This is a genomic window from Synechococcus sp. W60.3 (assembly GCF_047502615.1).
Taxonomy (GTDB): Bacteria; Cyanobacteriota; Cyanobacteriia; order Thermostichales; family Thermostichaceae; genus Thermostichus.
The window spans coordinates 1-16,594 of sequence record NZ_JANSHJ010000042.1; the positions used below are offsets into that span (position 1 = coordinate 1).

Annotated in this window: 15 protein-coding genes; 3 read left to right on the top strand and 12 right to left on the bottom strand. The window is 60.2% G+C overall.

Going from position 1 to position 16,594, the window contains the following annotated elements; translation table 11 throughout:
* The 3 genes from NW846_RS11455 to NW846_RS11465 all read right to left on the bottom strand — a co-directional run.
* Positions 1-238 (bottom strand): DUF1257 domain-containing protein (locus NW846_RS11455; protein WP_414516062.1); only part of this gene is annotated, 238 nt, incomplete at its 3' end.
* A 124-nt stretch (positions 239-362) separates the two neighbouring features.
* Entirely contained in the window at positions 363-1,874 is a 1,512-nt protein-coding gene (locus tag NW846_RS11460) for an AAA family ATPase (RefSeq protein ID WP_414516064.1), read from the bottom strand.
* Positions 1,875-2,072: 198 nt separating this feature from the next.
* Positions 2,073-2,444, bottom strand: a complete 372-nt coding sequence (locus NW846_RS11465; RefSeq protein WP_041436554.1) for a hypothetical protein — start codon at positions 2,442-2,444, stop codon at positions 2,073-2,075.
* A gap of 178 nt (positions 2,445-2,622) precedes the next feature.
* Between NW846_RS11465 and NW846_RS11470 the strand changes: the two genes are divergently transcribed.
* Positions 2,623-2,829 (top strand): hypothetical protein, encoded by a 207-nt coding sequence (locus NW846_RS11470; RefSeq protein ID WP_041436551.1) that lies wholly within the window; start codon positions 2,623-2,625, stop codon positions 2,827-2,829.
* A 21-nt stretch (positions 2,830-2,850) separates the two neighbouring features.
* On the opposite strand, the gene NW846_RS11475 is transcribed toward NW846_RS11470, so the two are convergent.
* Entirely contained in the window at positions 2,851-4,719 is a 1,869-nt protein-coding gene (locus NW846_RS11475) for an ABC transporter ATP-binding protein (RefSeq protein ID WP_414516067.1), read from the bottom strand.
* A 230-nt stretch (positions 4,720-4,949) separates the two neighbouring features.
* Between NW846_RS11475 and NW846_RS11480 the strand changes: the two genes are divergently transcribed.
* Positions 4,950-5,759, top strand: a complete 810-nt coding sequence (locus tag NW846_RS11480; protein ID WP_414516069.1) for a hypothetical protein — start codon at positions 4,950-4,952, stop codon at positions 5,757-5,759.
* Here NW846_RS11480 and argB read toward each other — a convergent pair.
* From argB to NW846_RS11515, 7 genes are all read right to left on the bottom strand, one after another.
* Positions 5,756-6,694, bottom strand: a complete 939-nt coding sequence (argB, locus tag NW846_RS11485) for an acetylglutamate kinase (RefSeq protein WP_414373667.1) — start codon at positions 6,692-6,694, stop codon at positions 5,756-5,758. The genes NW846_RS11480 and argB overlap by 4 nt on opposite strands.
* Positions 6,695-6,848: 154 nt before the next feature.
* On the bottom strand, positions 6,849-7,730 hold the full coding sequence (locus tag NW846_RS11490) for a M56 family metallopeptidase (RefSeq protein WP_414516071.1): 882 nt from the start codon (positions 7,728-7,730) through the stop codon (positions 6,849-6,851).
* Positions 7,727-8,161 (bottom strand): BlaI/MecI/CopY family transcriptional regulator, encoded by a 435-nt coding sequence (locus NW846_RS11495; protein WP_011429163.1) that lies wholly within the window; start codon positions 8,159-8,161, stop codon positions 7,727-7,729. The genes NW846_RS11490 and NW846_RS11495 overlap by 4 nt, the downstream gene beginning before the upstream one ends.
* Before the next feature lie 91 nt (positions 8,162-8,252).
* Positions 8,253-9,560: a serine--tRNA ligase gene (gene serS / locus NW846_RS11500; protein ID WP_414347049.1), complete on the bottom strand. Its 1,308-nt coding sequence runs from the start codon at positions 9,558-9,560 to the stop codon at positions 8,253-8,255.
* A 27-nt stretch (positions 9,561-9,587) separates the two neighbouring features.
* Positions 9,588-10,580: a ketol-acid reductoisomerase gene (gene ilvC / locus NW846_RS11505; protein WP_414347053.1), complete on the bottom strand. Its 993-nt coding sequence runs from the start codon at positions 10,578-10,580 to the stop codon at positions 9,588-9,590.
* Between the two features lie 73 nt (positions 10,581-10,653).
* Positions 10,654-12,099 (bottom strand): glycosyltransferase, encoded by a 1,446-nt coding sequence (locus NW846_RS11510; RefSeq protein WP_414516073.1) that lies wholly within the window; start codon positions 12,097-12,099, stop codon positions 10,654-10,656.
* A 188-nt stretch (positions 12,100-12,287) separates the two neighbouring features.
* On the bottom strand, positions 12,288-12,749 hold the full coding sequence (locus NW846_RS11515) for a YlqD family protein (RefSeq protein ID WP_011429159.1): 462 nt from the start codon (positions 12,747-12,749) through the stop codon (positions 12,288-12,290).
* A 275-nt stretch (positions 12,750-13,024) separates the two neighbouring features.
* Here NW846_RS11515 and hemC point away from each other — a divergent pair, with 275 nt between their 5' ends.
* A complete protein-coding gene (gene hemC / locus NW846_RS11520) occupies positions 13,025-14,011 on the top strand; it encodes a hydroxymethylbilane synthase (protein WP_414347051.1) in 987 nt (328 codons plus the stop codon).
* Between the two features lie 1,084 nt (positions 14,012-15,095).
* Here the strand turns inward: hemC and NW846_RS11525 are convergent.
* On the bottom strand, positions 15,096-16,505 hold the full coding sequence (locus NW846_RS11525; protein WP_414516076.1) for a DUF2157 domain-containing protein: 1,410 nt from the start codon (positions 16,503-16,505) through the stop codon (positions 15,096-15,098).
* Positions 16,506-16,594 lie beyond the last annotated feature (89 nt).

Below are 16,594 nucleotides of genomic sequence, written 5' to 3' on the forward strand. Positions count from 1 at the left end.
TGTGCTTCTTGGCCACGCCCCACAGATCGGCGATCAGGTCGTAGGAACCGTCGGGATTCTTCGACCAGCCCAGGTCGTAGTCGCCTTCCAACTGAGCCACGATGTCAGCGCGAACACGCTGGCCGTTGTAGCCACGCACGTCGGCGTTCAGCTTAACGGTGTAGCCGAGATCGCGCAGAGAGTTGATCAGGACTTGACCGTCAGTGATTTTGGTACGCAGGGTGCTAAAATGAGACATGGTGTTTCTCTCCTGTGTGTAGGGGTTGGAACATCAACACAAACAATGGGCACTGTTCTTTGGGGAAGGTTTGGGCCCTGCCGTCCCTGCTTCTGTCAAGGTAGCTTTGGATCCTCACCTCCTCCTAGAACTCCAGCCGCTGGTACTCGGCTACAGAGGCCGCTGCAGGCCGAGCCCGCTGCTGGGCCCATTCCCTCAACGCTACCACTTGCTCCGTCATGGTGCGAGATAGCGGTTGAGTTGCTTTCGTTGCTGCCAAAATGTCCAGTTGGGTAAATTCGCGGTTCTGGGCAAACGCTTCGTACATGGCAGCAATCAAAACTTGTTCGATCTCCGCGCCGGAGAAGCCTTCACAGGCTGCGGCCAACTGGCGCAGATCAAAGCGGCTGATGTCGCGCCGCCGCTTCTTCAGGTGGATCTCGAAAATCTCCATCCGCTCGTTGATGTTGGGGAGATCCACGAAGAAAATCTCGTCAAAACGGCCCTTGCGCAGGAATTCACCCGGCAGACGATCCACACGGTTGGCCGTGGCCATGACAAAAACCGGCGAGCGTTTCTCCTGCATCCAGGTCAGGAAGGAGCCAAAGATGCGGCTAGAGGTGCCCCCGTCGGAATCGCTGGAGCCTGCTGACCCGGCAAAGGCTTTGTCCAGCTCGTCGATGAAAAGGATGGCAGGGGCGAGAGATTCAGCAGTCCGCAGGGCACTACGCAGATTTGCTTCCGATTTGCCCACCATGGAGCCATCATAAACGCGGCCCATGTCCAGACGCAGCAGGGGCAAGCCCCAGAGACGAGCGGTAGTCTTGGCAATCAGGGACTTGCCGCAGCCGGGCACGCCCAGGATCAGCAAGCCCTTGGGGGCAGGTAGCCCGTAGGCGCGGGCTCGCTCGGTAAAAGCCTCGGAACGCTGCAGCAACCAGCGCTTTAACTCCTCGAGGCCGCCAACGGCGTCGATGGTCTCGTCCTCTTCGATAAACTCGAGAATGCCGTTGCGCCGGATCAGTTGCTTCTTCTCAGAGAGGATGATGTCTACTTCTGCCTCGGTGAGGCGACCATGCATCACCACAGCCTTGCGGTAGACTTTTTCTGCCTCGTCCTGCGTTAGGCCCAGGGCCGCCTTGAGCAACTTTTCGCGGGTATCAGGAGCCAAAGGCAGGGAGCGCGGGATCTGCTCCAGCTGGCGGTTGAGGGCGCGCTCCAATGTGGCCATGTCCGGCAGGGGGAAGTCCACTACGCAAATGTCTTTCTCCAGCTCGACCGGGATCACCTGCACCGGCGACATGAGCAGGATGGTTTTGTGGGATCCCTTCAGGCTGGCAATAGCATCCCGCAGCCAGCGCTTCACCTCGGTGTTGTCCAAGAAGTCTTGTAGGTCTTTGAAGACGCAGATGGCGGGATCCTTTTGCTCCATTACCCACTGGATGGCGGGCTGGGGGGATTGGGTGTTGTGCTGGGTGAGGCTGCGGGGGTTGCCGTATTCGACGATGCCGTGGGTAACTGTCCAAATGAATAGGCGACGCTGAGGCTTAAGGGTGCGGGCAATTGCTGCCAGAGCCGCTTCTGCCCGTTCCTCCTCTGGAGTCAGCAGGTACAGCAGTGGGTATTGAGCTTGAATGAGGATGCTTAGCTCTTGCATGGGAAACACCAACTGCAGAGGGGAAATTTCAGGAGCCGCCAGAACGGTTGAAAAATGGGGTTCGAGTTGCCTAGGTATTGGATTGCACTTGGGAGTACGCCCTTGTTGGATGGATTTTGAGAGGATTTTAGAAGCCTTCTGTGTTGCTGTCTGCTCCTATCAGCTCAAGTTCCTGAAGGGGGCCCGCTTGGGAGCGTTCTAGCAGGGTACCAGAGCATCCTGCCGTTGCTCTTCCGAGCCAGCAGCCGATCCCCAGTATTCTGGCTCCACCTCTTCAAGGATGGCTTCGGCAGCCGATGTCTGGTGCAGGGAAACCACCTCTCCATCGCGGATAACAAATGGGTGACTACACTTGGGACATTGATGGACACGATAGGCGCTACCTTGTACCCCTTCAATGACCTCTGGGTGAAGCAGATAGAAGGTAATGGCCTTCTCTGCCACTGCCGACATCGGCTCCCGCTCCACGGCAGCCCGAATCTTCAGATTCCGGTGCAGCTCAGGTGAGAGATACAGGGTCACCTTCTGCTTGGACTCTGTGCCTTCCACTACCTCTGGCCGATGATTCATGGCTAACCGCTTTCTTTGAATTGCTTGCCAAACTTGGGGCCTATCATAGCCAGTCTGCCGGCTTGACGGCAAGTTTTTAACAATCTGTAACAAACAATTTTCTTGATGGCCCTCTGTGGATACCTGCGGCTGGGGGAGTAGGCTAGGTGGAAGACAAGGAGCGGAATGTCCAATCCCTATGGAACGCTTGATCAACACCCTCAGCAAAAATTTCTCCAGCTGGGGCCGCCGTGCCCTGGTGCAGGCCAGCGATGGTTTGGCCAGCTTGAGAGACACTGCCGTGGATAACGGCAATCTGCTACTCTGCAAGGCTCGCATCGCGTTCGCGGATGCCAGCTTCACCACCCTAAAGGCAATTCGGTCTCGCTTTGGCGCCAGTCGCTGACGGTTGGGCAGAAGCACCCTGCTAGCCGCCCAGATCTTGCAGCCGATAGAGGCTGGCATAGAGCCCGCTGAGGGCCATGAGCTCGGCATGGGATCCCTGCTCCTTGAGTTCCCCCCGCTGCAGAACCAAAATGCGATCCACATTGCGGATGGTGGAAAGGCGGTGGGCGATGATCAGGGCGGTGCGATCCCGCAGCAGGGTGTCCAGAGCGGATTGCAGGAGGGCTTCGGTGCCCACATCCAGGCTGGCGGTGGCTTCGTCCAAAACCAAGATTTTGGGATCCCGCCACATGGCCCGCACAAAGCTGATAAGCTGTTTCTGGCCGCTGGAGAGGTTGCTGCCCCGCTCTCGCACAGGGGTGGCGTAGCCTTGGGGCAAATTGCGGAGGAAGTCATGCAGGTTGAGTTGGCGGGCGACCTGCTCCACTGCCGCTAGATCTGCCTTCTCTCCTAGGGTGATGTTTTGCTGGATATCCCCGGAAAACAAAAATCCATCCTGCAGGATTACCCCTATGTGGCGGTGCAGCTCAGCCTGGGGGAGATCCCGAATATCAACGCCGTCAATGCGAATAGATCCCTGGGTTACGTCGTAGAGACGGCAGAGCAAGCGAATGATGGAGCTTTTTCCGGCTCCCGTGGGCCCCACCAGGGCCACTTTTTCTCCGGGGCGGATGGTGAAGGTGAGGTCTTTGAGCACCCACTCCCCGGGGTTGTAGGCAAACCAGACGTGCTCGAACTGCACCTCTCCTCTGGCATTGGGGGGCAAGTGGCGGGGCTGAGCGGGATCCCGGATGGCGACCGGCAGGCTGAGGATGGCGTCGATGCGCTCGACGGCGGTGAACCCCGCCTGCAGGGCGGTGAACTTTTCCGCCAACTGCCGCAGCGGGTTGAAAAACCGTTGCGAAAAGAGAATAAAGGCGTAGAGGCTGCCAAAGGTGAGGGGTTCCCCGGGCAGGGGCAGGGATCCCGTCCATCCCCCTCCAACTGAGCCCCTACCGGCTGACATCACCTGCTGCCCGCCCACCCAGAGCAAAGCCGCCACGGCCAGCCAAGACACCCACTCCAAAACGGCAGAAAGGGCGGAATCATAGAGGATGGTTTGATCCACTTCCTGGATGTAGCGGCGGTTCATGGTTTGAAAAATCTCGCTATTGAGCCGCTCCCGCCGAAACAGTTGCACCACGGTAATGCCCAAAATGTTCTCCTGGATCCAGGAGTTCAGCTTGGAGAGTTCTTCGCGCACGCGAAAGTTGGCATCCCGAAAGCGGCGCTGCAACTCGAGGACAACAGCGCTGATGGGCAGGACGATGAGGATTAGCAGCAAGCCCAGATCCCAGCGTTGGCTGAGCATGACCACCGCGATCACCCCCAGAGTAAACAGGTCGCTGACAATGCCGACGGCACCGGTGGAAAAGACATCCCCCAAGGCTTCCACGTCGCTGGTGATGCGGGTGATCAGCTTACCCACCGGGGTGCGGTCGAAAAACTGAGCCGGCAAGGCCAGAATGTGGGCGAAGAGATCGTCGCGGATGTCGCGGGTCATCAACTGCCCCAGCTTTTGGCTGACATACCCTTCCAGGGCTTGGAAGAGCCAGCGAACCAGTACCGTTAGGATCAACAGCCCCACATAGGGCCAAAGGTCGGAGAGGATCCCGGCCTCACCCTGTTCCAGAGCCTGGGCAATGGGGCCATCCAGAGCCCGCTGCAGAATCAAGGGCTGCACCGCATCCGCCAGCGCCAAGGGAGGCAGAAAGGCCAAGGCCGCCAACACCAGCCTGAGGTGCCGACGGGCATAGGGCCAGAGCAGCCGCAGCAGCCGCCAATCGCTTTCTCGCCGAGGGCGGGGATCCCTACTTAAATCGGTATCGGGGGGAGAGGCGGCAAGGCTCACAGGCTTACACCCGAGAACAACAAAGACAACTCATAGAGAGCACTGATCTACTCTAAGCGCTCTCCCTGAGGGAGAGGGAGTTTGGGATCCGCAAGGGTTTCCTCGCCATTGGGAATGGCTATAGCTGCACCCCTAATGGCTCTGGGACGGACGGAAAACTGGCCGCTTCAGGAGCTTCTGGCCGCTCGGTTCGGGCAGGCTGTAGGCAGCTTGATGAGGAGAAACCGGCAATGTCTTACTCAACCTCTTACTCCGTGTCTTACTCGAAAATCTTTTTCCCAGTTTGGGTGGCGGGGCTGCTGTTGTTGATCGGCGGCGGGATCCTGTTTGGCCTGTTGCGGGCTTTTGGGCTACCTATTGGGGAGCTGGCCGATTGGGCCATTGGGATCGCCAGCTTTTGGTGGCTGGTGGTGATCGTCACCCTTCCCTGGAACCTCTACTTTCAGGCCAAGGCCGTTCAGCAGGAGGCGGTTGTGTCTCAGGAGCGAGGGATCCCGGTGGAAGATTCGACGTTTGCCTTCCTGCAAAAGCTCAGCCGCTGGTCGTTGCGCATAGCCATTGCCCTGCATGGGCTGTCGGCTCTGGTTTTCTACGGCCTGGCGGCTGGGCAGGTGACCCCCCTCGGCTACCCCAGCGCTGTGGCTGCCCTGTTGTTGACGGCTCTGCGCCCGGCCATCCGCGGCTACGAGTATTTGGCCGACCGCTTGGCCCAGTTGCAAGGGCAAATCCAGATCCCTCGCGAAGATGCCCTCGAGCTGGCGGAACGACTAGAGCAGTTGCAGCGCCAAGTCGAGCAGTTGCAGGAGCAATGGGATCCCGGCAAGCCCGGTTCTTGGGCCCAACAAGAGGAAGAAACCCGGCGCTACCTACGGCAGGAGCTGGCCGCGCTCAAGGCCCAACTGGAACAGTTGCGGGCCAGCAACGAGCTAGACCACAGCCAACTGCGCCAAGAGACCCGCCAAGCTGTGGCTCAGCTCAGTGTGGATAGCCAATTTCTCGGCCATGTGCGGGAGATCCTGCGCTTCATCAAGGAAGCCTAGCGGGATCCGTTGTTCAGCCCTTCCAACTGGGCGGAAAACTGAGAAGGAACAAGCTTGGTGCCCACCCCGGCATCGGTCAAAATCTCCAGCAGCAGAGAGTGAGGGGATCCCCCATCCAGAATGTGGGCTGCCCGTACCCCTTGTGCCAAGGCGCGAATGCAACACTGCACCTTCGGGATCATGCCGCCCTTGACGACACCGGCTTGGATCAACTGGCGAGCCGTCTCGATATCCAGCAACGTAATCAGAGAGCTGCGATCCTGAGGATCTTTGAGAATGCCAGGGGTGTCGGTGAGCAAAATCAGCTTTTCTGCCCCCAGAGCAGCCGCCAGTTCTCCCGCCACCGTATCGGCGTTGATGTTGTAGGCTTGGCCTGTCTCATCGGCAGCCACGCTGGAGATCACCGGAATCTGTCCACCTTCCAATAGGGTTTGCAGCAACTGGGGGTTGATGCTGCTCACTTCCCCAACAAAGCCGATCTCTGCCCGGCCCTGGGATCGCGCTTTGATCAAGTTGCCATCCCGCCCGCACAGCCCCACCGCCGATCCGCCGGCCAAGCTGATGAGCTGGACGATCTGCTTATTAACCTTGCCCACCAACACCATCTCCACTACTTCCATGGTGGCGGCATCGGTAACCCGCAAGCCATCCACAAACTTGAAGGGAATGTCCAGTTTTTGTAGCCAACTGTTGATCTCCGGCCCCCCCCCATGCACCAACACCGGGCGGATCCCCACACAGGCCAGAAAGACGATGTCTCGGAGCACCTCGGCCCGTCGCTCTTGGTGCACCATGGCTGCGCCGCCGTATTTGATGACAATAACGCGGCCCTGGTACTGCTGAATGTAGGGTAAAGCCTCGATGAGGATCTGCGCCCGCGTAAGGGGATCACACGCCGACCCGGTCGCCTCAGAAAGGGAAGAGTTGGTTTGCACTGCTGTAAGTCCCTAGAAGTCCAGAAAACCTGACCTAGAGTATCCCATTCTGCTTGCAAAGCAGATCTCAGGCTTTGGGCGTCAACTGGTGGTTTTTTTTCAAGCTCGCTTCCCCAACCCAAGGACAATTTGGTTGAGGAATCGCCGTCAATCTTCAGGTATGGAACGGGATCGCCAGCAAAGGCAATAGGGACAACCCCAACCAGGCCCAACCCCGAATGGAAGAAGAATGGGGTAGGGGATCGACGGGCCCTGACTCTGCCTGCTGCAGCAGGGCATCGATACGCTCCTGCAGCCGTTGCCCTGAGTCTGAACTCACGGCCATTGCAAAGCCAACCCAGGCCGCCGCCGGTTGCTCCACCACGCCATAGCCCACCACCTGCAGCAGGGCCTCTCCCAACAGCAAGGGATCCACCCGTTGGGCAGCCCAGCGATCCGCCCGCAGTTCCCGCAGAGTGAGCAATTCCTGCCAGAGGGCCTCGGTGTTGGGCAGCCAGCCGGTGAGGCGTCGCAGCCAGCCCACCCCAAACATCCACAGGGTGTCGCGGTAGTGGCGATGGGCTTCTTCGTGAGCGATTACAGCCCGCAAGTGCTCATCATCCAACTGCTCCAGCAGGCCGCGGCTGACCACCAACTGGGCATTCCACACCCCCACTTGGGCAGCAAAAGGGATCTCCAAATCCAGCACATAGGCCGGAGAGCCATGCAAATCCACCTGGGCCAGAGCTTGCAGGTGGGCACGTCGATAGGAGCGCCAGTATTCCCAAATCCAGTGCAAGGCCACGCCGCCGGCCACGGCCAGCAACAGCAGAGCACAGCCGTAGCAGAACCAGCCTCCTGCCCCGGCCATTTGTCCCCACGGCCCCATCCAAGCCAAAGCAAGGGCAGTCATTAGCAAAAACAGCGGCGGCAGCAAGAAGTGGATCCAGGCCCACTGCCAGCGCTGGGCCCAGGAACCAGCTCGATCCAGCCGCACCTGGGCCCGCCACAGCCAACTCAGGGCCAAACCCAACAGCAACATGCCCAAGTGGCTCATTGGGGATCCCTCCTGGCCTCGCGGGCCGCCCGCAACCGCTCGGCAATCGCCTGCAACTGGGACACGCTGGCCTGATCCAGGCTATCGGCAAAGGCTGCCACGGTGTCTGGGTCGCCCACCGCCAAAAACTGCTGCAACTGGGCAAAGGCCCTGAGGCTGGCAGCTTCCTGGCGAGAAAGACGGGGCCGCCACAACATCGGCAGACTCCGCCCTTCTGCATCGGTGCGACGTTCACAGCTCACCCAGCCCTTCTGGCTTAGGCGCCGCAAAACGGTAGTTACAGAGGCATAGGCCAACTCTCGGTCGGGATCGGCCAAGATGCGCTCGTGGATTTGGCGGGTGCTGGCACTGCCCAGCTCCCAAAGGATATCGAGGATCTCGGATTCCAGAGGGCCTAGTGAGAGTTGCTTGGGACGATGCTTGGGCAACATAAACCCTGGCAGGGTAGGGATCCCTATCTAGATTGACATACTCTCATACTCTCCACAGCTATGGCTTGCTGGAGCACCGCGGCAGAATGGCTCAGGGAGCAGTCCGGAGAGCGCCGTCTTCCGAGAGGAAGCGGGAGCTGAGGAAAGGACGCAGCGCCTGGGGGATGCGAATCGAGCCGTCCGGCTGCTGGTGATTTTCCAACAGGGCGGCCAGAGCCCGTCCCACCGCTAAGCCGGAGCCGTTCAAGGTGTGGACGAAGTGGGTGCCCTTTTGCCCTGCTTCTTTGTAGCGCAGGTTAGCGCGGCGGGCCTGGAAATCCCAGCAGTTGGAGCAACTGGAGATCTCGCGGTAGCGGTTTTGGGAGGGGAACCACACCTCCAGATCGAAGCAGCGGGCTGCTGAAAAACCTAGATCGCCGGTACACAGCTCCACTACCCGGTAGGGCAGCTCCAGCATCTGCAAAATGGCCTCGGCATCTTGCACCAGCTTTTCGTGTTCTGCCTCCGACTGGGTGGGGTGGGTAACTTTGACCAGTTCCACCTTTTGAAACTGGTGCAGCCGGATCAGGCCCTTGGTGTCCCGGCCATAGCTGCCGGCCTCGCGGCGAAAGCAAGGTGTGTAGGCACAGAAATAGAGCGGCAGGCGCTCGGCTGGGATCACCTCCTCCCGGTACAGGTTGGTGAGGGGCACTTCCGCCGTCGGGATCAGCCAGAGGTCGTCGTCGGCACAGCGGAAGCTCTCAGCGGCAAACTTGGGCAGTTGCCCTGTCCCCTCCAGAGCAGCGCTGTTGACCAAAAAGGGAGGGATCACCTCGGTGTAGCCAGCGGCAATGTGGCGCTCCAGCATCATGGCGATCAAGGCCCGCTCCAGAGCCGCCCCTGCCCCTACCATAGCCACAAAACGGCTCTGGGCTACCTTGACGGCACGGCCAACCTCCAGGAGGCCCAGCTTTTCGGCAACCTCGTCGTGGGGAAGGACGGGGTGGGTGGGTTTTAGCTCATCGCCCCAGCGGCGCACCTCCACATTGTCGGCCTCATCCTGCCCAACCGGCACGCTGGGCAAGGGCAAGTTGGGCAAGGTGAGCAACCGGGCGCGCACCTCCTCCTCCAGCTCCCGCTCCCGCTGTTCCAGTTGGGCGATCTCGGCCTTGAGATCTGCCCCCTGCTGCCGCAGGGCCGCCACCTCCGCTCCCTGGGGATCCGCTCCCTGGCGGATGAGCTCGCCGACCTTCTTGCCGAGGCTGTTGCTTTCTGCCTGCAGAGAGCCGCGTCGGGCCTCCAAGCGGCGGCGCTCCCGATCCAACTGAAGAATGCCGTCCAGGTCGACACTGGCCCCGCGCTTGTCCAGGGCTTGGCGTACCTCTTCTGGGCGATCCCGCAGCAGCTTCAGATCCAGCACGAGACTTGCCTGTGAGACGACCTCTGGCTATTGCTTCAGCCAGCTAAACATGGCCCTTAGCTCTTTGCCCACCTTCTCGATGGGGTGCTCCGCCTCGCGGCGGCGCATTGCCGTAAAGCCGGGCTTGCCGGCCTGGTTTTCCAAGACAAACTCGCGGGCAAACTGGCCGCTTTGGATTTCTGACAGGATCCGCTTCATTTCAGCGCGGGTTTGCTCGGTAATAATGCGGGGGCCACGGGTGTAGTCGCCGTATTCTGCTGTGTTGGAGATGCTGTGGCGCATCTTTTCCAGGCCCCCCTCGACGATGAGATCCACGATTAGCTTAACCTCGTGCAGACACTCGAAGTAGGCCAGCTCCGGCTGGTAGCCTGCTTCCACCAGGGTCTCAAACCCCGCCTTGATCAAAGCCGTGAGGCCGCCGCAGAGCACCACCTGCTCGCCGAAGAGATCTGTTTCAGTTTCCTCGCGGAAACTGGTCTCCAAAATGCCGGCCCGCGTGCCGCCGATGGCCTTGGCATAGGCCATGGCCCGCTCCCGCGCGATCCCGGAGGCATCTTGATGGACGGCAAACAGACACGGCACCCCCTGGCCTTCCTGGTAGGTGCGCCGCACCAGGTGACCGGGGCCCTTGGGAGCGACCATGATGACATCCACGTCTGCGGGCGGCTGGATCTGCCCGAAGTGGATGTTGAAGCCGTGGGCAAATAGGAGCACCTTCCCCGGCTTTAGATGCGGGCGGATCTCGCTCTGGAAGACGGTCTTTTGCACTTCGTCCGGTAGCAGGATCATCACCCAGTCGGCGGCAGCCGCAGCATCTACTACAGTCTTGACCGTCAACCCGTCCCGCTCCGCTTTGGGCCAAGAGGGGCTGCCGGGGTAGAGGCCGACGAGGACGTTGACACCGCTGTCGCGCAGGTTGAGGGCGTGGGCATGGCCCTGGCTGCCGTAGCCGATGATGGCGACGGTCTTGCCGTCCAGCAGATCCAGGTTGGCGTCAGTGTCGTAGTAGAGGCGGGCCATAGTCGGGCTGGGTAGTTTGGTGAGCTGGCGTTTGATTAGGATAGCAGGATCTGGGGGATCCCCAACAGCAGAACTAGAGGCCATGGTGCACCGTTTTTACCCACCGCAACCGCTTGGGCTGCACACACATACGAGCCGTGGTCACGATCATGACCGGCAGCCAGTGGAGCATGTACACCAAGCCCAGAGCCGTACGCCACCAGAGTTTTCGCCCGCGCAGCCCCTCCACCTGGCGCAGGCCGCGGTAGAAGGCCACCGTCACAGATCCCATGACCAGGGCGTTCAAGGGGAGCAGCACCGAGGAGTGGCCCGTCAACAGCACCCAGAGGGTATCGGGAACTAAGGCCATCGGCAGCAGGTACTGAGAGATGAAAAAGGCCCAGAGATCGACTGTCTTGGCCATGCCCAGGCGGCGGCTGAGGATCCCTGGCCAGTAGTCGAGGTAGCGCTGGTAGCCCCCCTCCGCCCAGCGGCAACGCTGGTGCCAAAGGCTTTTCCAAGAGGTGACTCCCTCTTCGACGATGGCCGGCTCCGTCAAAAAGGCAATATCCACCCCCGCCAGGTGCAACTTAAAAGTAAGATCCAGGTCGTCGGTGAGGCTGTTCTCGTTCCAGCCGCCGCACTTTTCCAGGACATCCCGTCGCACCAGTTGGCCGTTGCCTCGCAGCTCCCCAATCCCGCGGATGGCCACCCGCTGCTGCTGCAAGTAGGCATCGGAGGCCATCTCCGCCACCTGGCCCAGGGTCCAGAAGTTGACGTTGGGGTTGCTCAAGGCTTTGCGCACCTGAACGGCGCCGATTGTCCGTCTGCCGGGGCGGGGGGTCTGGCCGAACAGCGGCAGGGTGCGAGTCAGCAAATCCGGGGGCACAATGGCGTCGGCGTCGCAGACCAAGATAATCTCCCCCCGCGTCAGGGGCAGCACCTCGTTGAGGGCGCCAGACTTGCCGCCTCCTCGCCCTGGTGGCCGTCGGTAAACTCGCAGGTGAGGGATCCGCTTTTGGGCTTCCTGCAAGATGTCGGGGGTAGCATCGCTGCTGGCATCGTCAATGGCCCACAGCTCCAGGTGGCTGCTGGGGTAATCCAACTGGGTGAGGCTGTGCAGCAGCCGCGGCAGCACTGCGCTTTCGTTTTTGGCCGGGATCAACACCGCCACTCGCGGCAGAGGAGAACCCGCCAGCGCTAAGGGCTGAGCCCCGCCCACCTCAGGCAAAGGCAGGGAGGCCGTTTCGGCGGCGGCGGGATCCCAGGCCATTGTTCCAGGAGGGTAAAGCCTCAAGCGGGGCGGCAGAGCCGCCGGTTGCAGCCGGAACAGGCGGTTGATGTGGATGACCATGAAGGTGGCCAGGCCAACGGTAAACCAGCGGGCTACCGCTACCTGGTGCATCAGGCTGACCAGCCCCCACACCGTCGCCAGAACCAGGAAAGCTTTGAGACGGCGGCGCTGAGCCGAGGTGAGCAACCAATCGGGAAGATGTAGGTCCTCGAGGGGGGCAGGCTCTGACCAGACAAACTCAGACATGGCGAGCATCTCGTAGGTAACAACTTTGCCCGTACGCACCAGCCGTCCCAAGCTTGAGCCCAGCGGCTGTTAAGAGGCCGTTAATTATTGTCACCTATTGTGTTGCCACCGACTTGGGTTAAGACCAAAGGTCTTGATCTGCTACCCCACAGCAAGGGATCCCTGTCCTCCCAAAGGATATGAAGAGCTTATGGGTTGCCGCGAATTTCCTTGATCACCCCATCTTCCAGCAGGATCTCCACCTGCATTTTCTGGATCAGGTTGTCTCCCTTTTGCACGCGGAAGAAGCTCTCCACGCTGCCCTGGAGCACCTCTTGGTTCAGCTCCAGGTTGTTCAGTTGGTTGATCTGCTGAAGCAACTGGTTTTTTTGATCCAAGAGCTTGATCTTTTGCTCGTTCACGCGGCTTTTCACCGCTTCCACCTGTTGGAGCACCTGGGGGCTGTTGGGGTTAGGGCTTTGCTTCTCCAGCTCGGCAATGGCCCGCTTGCCCTGAAACTCCAGTTGCTGCATCTGAGCATCGGTGGCTTCGATCTGCCGCTCCAATTGTTCCTGCATTTCTTTCTTCCAAAGGGGGGTGACCACCACCTTGACAGGGATGGTGCGCTTGAGCAGTAACTGAGTGCCGTTGCCGACGTTGTTTTCTTCCATAAGACCTATCCAGGCAGACTACCAAGCAAATCAGGGGGCCCTGTGCTTACAGAGAATTGTCCTCTAGCAACCTTGGAGAAGGAGGCTTGACAGACCACAACTCTCCCCGCCGCGGCGGAGAATCCGTCTACTTATCCTACCGGCTGGGATCCCCGTAGTAAAGTCTGGATCGGGGGGAAATGGCAGTTTTGGTTAAGGATCTTGAAGGCCGCTGCCGTGCGGCGCCGCAAAGTCAGTTAGCGTGAAAGACGGTGTTCTCGGATTTTGCAGCAGCCATGAGCGAACTGGCCTCAACTCCCTGGCAACCCTCGGCAGGGGCTGCCCAGCCGGTGCGGATCGCCTCCCGCAAAAGTGAGCTGGCCTTGGCCCAGACCCACTGGGTGATGGAGCAGTTGCAGGCCCACCATCCAGGATTGCCGCTGGAGCTGCACACCCTTTCCACCCAGGGAGACATCATCCTGGATGTGGCGCTGGCCAAAATTGGCGATAAGGGCCTGTTTACCAAGGAGCTGGAGGTCAGCCTGCTCAACGGCAGCAGCGATCTAGCGGTGCACAGCCTTAAGGATCTGCCCACCCGTTTGCCGGAAGGCCTGGTCCTGGGGGCGATTACGCAGAGGGAGGATCCTTTGGACGCGCTGGTGCTGCGGGAGGAGCTGCGTGGCTACCAACTGGCCACCCTGCCCGAAGGGACGGTGATTGGCACTTCGTCGCTACGGCGACTGGCCCAACTGCGCCACGCCTTTCCCCACTTGCAGTTTAAGGACGTGCGGGGCAACCTTAACACGCGCCTGGCCAAGCTGGAGCGGGGGGAGTACGATGGCCTGATTTTGGCGGTGGCCGGCCTAAAGCGGCTGGGCAAAACCGACCGGATCCACGAGGTGCTGGATCCCAGTGTGTCTCTGTACGCGGTTGGCCAGGGATCCCTGGGGATCGAGTGCCGGCAGGGGGATGAGCGGATTCTGGAGCTCATCCGACCCTTAGCCGATGCGGAGGCCACAGCCCGCTGCTTGGCCGAGCGAGCTTTTCTGCGGGCTTTAGAAGGAGGGTGTCAAGTGCCCATCGGCGTCCACAGCCAAGTCCAGGGGGAAGAGCTGCACCTGACCGGCATGGTGGCCGACCTAGAGGGGCGACGGCTCATCCGCGATACCCAGACGGGATCCACCGCCGATCCGGAAGCGGTTGGGGTGGCCCTGGCGGAGAAGCTGAAGCAGCAGGGAGCCGACGAGATTTTGCAAGCCATTTTTGCCCAGGCCCGCCGTTAGGCTTTCCTACTTTTTCTGAGTAGGCTTTGAGAACTTCAGCTAGGGTCAGCTGAAGAAAAGGGGGAACAATGAAGTCCCCCCTACGTGAATTGCACTCAAATGGGAAATTCGCATTCGCAGCAGCAGTATCTAAGCTCTAGCTTAGCTCCCAAAACCGCCGTATCATCTTGAACTACTAAGGTCACTTGGTTGTTGGCAATCTCTGCCGGCGAGAGGGTTAGAGTTTTGGTGAAGGTTTGGCCAGGCGGAATTGGGGAAGGCGGACTTGAGAAAGTATACAAAAACCCCGCTTGAGTTAAAGTCCCGCCGTTGTATAGGTAGTACTTGTCGTTCCCGGCATCAGGAGTTGTGTTACTTGTTGCCTGCAAGTTATTGCGATAGGTAAACGTAAGGGTGCCTCCCATCCGGCAGCCCGTTTTACAAGGGGGGCTCCATTGGAAGGTATGAGCAAAGAGTTTATCGGCTTGGGGCTCTCCCCAGTTGACTGTCCCGAAAGGGCCCTGGAGAGTTTCCCAAACTTTGGGTGGAACCTCCGATTGCAGGGGGGAAGCAGGGTTTGGCGGAGGAGCGCTGAGGGTTACTGAGCGCAACACCATGGGTCTCGAGCACGGAAGGCCAGGCAGAGGTTTTGGCGAAGGGGGGAAAGGAACCTGGCGGAATAGCTCATCTACAGTTTCTGAGGATCCTACCGGAGCTATGGGAACTGGGGAGGGTATCGATCTAGGCACAGAAGGCATAGGCCGCCTAGCTGGCTCCGGGGCCTGAGCCACTAAAAGATGATCTTCAGCCAAGATGATCTTCAGCCAAGGCAACACCCGAAAGAGAACCACTCTCCCAAAGGGGCGTAAGTAGCAAAGCCAAAATGCCCAAACGCAGTCCTACTTTCATTTGTATTCTCCAAATCTTGATAGAGATGCCCAATTCCTTCTCAGCTCAAGCCAAAGCTGAGAATCTACTAGCAAAGACGTTGGGGAATACAAGCAGGTTCCTTAAACTTTGTAAATTCTTGTGAATTCCAGCTCAATTCCAGCTTTTTCCTTTGCTTGATCATGTAGCGGGGCTTGGCTTCCTAGAAGGGCAAGAATTAGAGACGGGAGAAAATCCGCCGCTCAAATTTCAGCCCCAGCCAGATCACGCCGATCCCACAGGCCACCAGCACCGCCGATTTGGTCATCAGGTTGGTCTGGTACTCGAAAAAGCGGGTCAGCACCACCAAGGTCAGGCCCAATAGCCCCTGCCAGAAGCGGCTCCGCCGCCTCCGCTGCAGCCCTTCCCAGCAGAGCACCACCGACAATCCCACGAGCAAAAGGGTCACGATCCAGGGAGCAAAGAAGGCCAAGGCTACCTTTGCGGTTAGGTTCAAAGGCAGGGCGCTGCGGATCCCCAGCAAAAGCGCCAAGGCAACCAGAGAAATCAGAACAGCAGCATCCTTCAGCCAAGCAGAAACGGGCTGGGATCGCTTTGCCTGCCAGCCCTGCCACCAGCTCCAACCGGCCAGCAACAGCAATCCTGCTGCCGACAAGCCCGCCCAGGGATCCCCAGCTTGGAACAAGGGCAGGGGTTTGGGATCCCAGTCCCAGGCGTCACGAAAGCTCCAAATGTAGAGCAAGAAGCCCAACCCCAGCAAAGCCAGCCCCTCCGCCGTCGGGATCAGATCCAAGCCCTGCTCCTGCTCGCCACCCTGGCCCTCTTCTCCGGTCCAGATCCGGCTTAGCCAGTGCCCATGGCGTTGGTGCCCGACTCCCAGCCCCCAGACGACGGCAAGGCCAAGCAGCAGCCAGAGGGTCCAGCTGTCCCAGCGCTCTGCCAACCTTTGTAGCGCCAGGCCGAAGTTCACCAGCGCCAAAGCCAAGATCCAGCGGGAGCGGCACCCATAGGCAAGAGGCAGCAACAGGCCCAGGGCCAGCCAGGGGTAGAGAGGATCCAGAACCGAGCTGATCCCCTCCTCCCACAGGGTAGTTATCCCAGCCAGGGCGAATAAGAGACAGGCCAAGATGCCGCTGGGGGTGTGGACCAAGCTGTAGGCCATGGCCAGGCTGCCCAGCCCCCAGGCCAAGAACAAGCCCGCCGGGGATCCCCCGATTTGAACCCACTGGGCCATCAGGCCAATGGCGGCCCCCAAAGACAGCTCGCCGGCCATCAACAAAGCGCTGCCTAAGCGCGGGGATCCCTGCTGCCAGAGCCGCAAGCCGGCCACCTGCAGCCCCACCATGAGGGCCAGGGATCCCAAGGCTCGGGCCGAGCGGGGAATGGCGTCCCAGTTGGCGGCCACGAAGGAGATCACCCCCAAGCCCACCAGCACGGCGCCCAACAGCAGCAGCAACAGGGCAAAGCGGCTGCCAGCTGTTCGCGGCAAGCTGTCCAGTTGGTAGTGCTCGCGCAGGCGATCCCGCTGCGCCGGCTGGATGAGCCCCTGCTCCACCCAGGTGTCCAACAGGTCGGCCAGTTGGCGGCGGAAGCGCTCGTCAGGGCCGGGGGGGCGGGGAGAAGTCATGGCACCCTCACCCCCAGCCCCACGCCCCCCCGGCAGGAGAGGGGAGATTGGGCTCAGTAGCCGGGCGCCCTCGCGGCAGCCCCGCTTGG

Coding starts and splice junctions, on each gene's coding strand:
- NW846_RS11525 (WP_414516076.1), bottom strand. CDS start 16,505: ATGACTTCTCCCCGCCCCCCCGGCCCTGACGAGCGCTTCCGCCGCCAA.
- NW846_RS11465 (WP_041436554.1), bottom strand. CDS start 2,444: ATGAATCATCGGCCAGAGGTAGTGGAAGGCACAGAGTCCAAGCAGAAG.
- NW846_RS11460 (WP_414516064.1), bottom strand. CDS start 1,874: ATGCAAGAGCTAAGCATCCTCATTCAAGCTCAATACCCACTGCTGTAC.
- NW846_RS11480 (WP_414516069.1), top strand. CDS start 4,950: ATGTCTTACTCAACCTCTTACTCCGTGTCTTACTCGAAAATCTTTTTC.
- ilvC (WP_414347053.1), bottom strand. CDS start 10,580: ATGGCCCGCCTCTACTACGACACTGACGCCAACCTGGATCTGCTGGAC.
- NW846_RS11495 (WP_011429163.1), bottom strand. CDS start 8,161: ATGTTGCCCAAGCATCGTCCCAAGCAACTCTCACTAGGCCCTCTGGAA.
- NW846_RS11490 (WP_414516071.1), bottom strand. CDS start 7,730: ATGAGCCACTTGGGCATGTTGCTGTTGGGTTTGGCCCTGAGTTGGCTG.
- NW846_RS11510 (WP_414516073.1), bottom strand. CDS start 12,099: ATGTCTGAGTTTGTCTGGTCAGAGCCTGCCCCCCTCGAGGACCTACAT.
- NW846_RS11515 (WP_011429159.1), bottom strand. CDS start 12,749: ATGGAAGAAAACAACGTCGGCAACGGCACTCAGTTACTGCTCAAGCGC.
- NW846_RS11470 (WP_041436551.1), top strand. CDS start 2,623: ATGGAACGCTTGATCAACACCCTCAGCAAAAATTTCTCCAGCTGGGGC.
- hemC (WP_414347051.1), top strand. CDS start 13,025: ATGAGCGAACTGGCCTCAACTCCCTGGCAACCCTCGGCAGGGGCTGCC.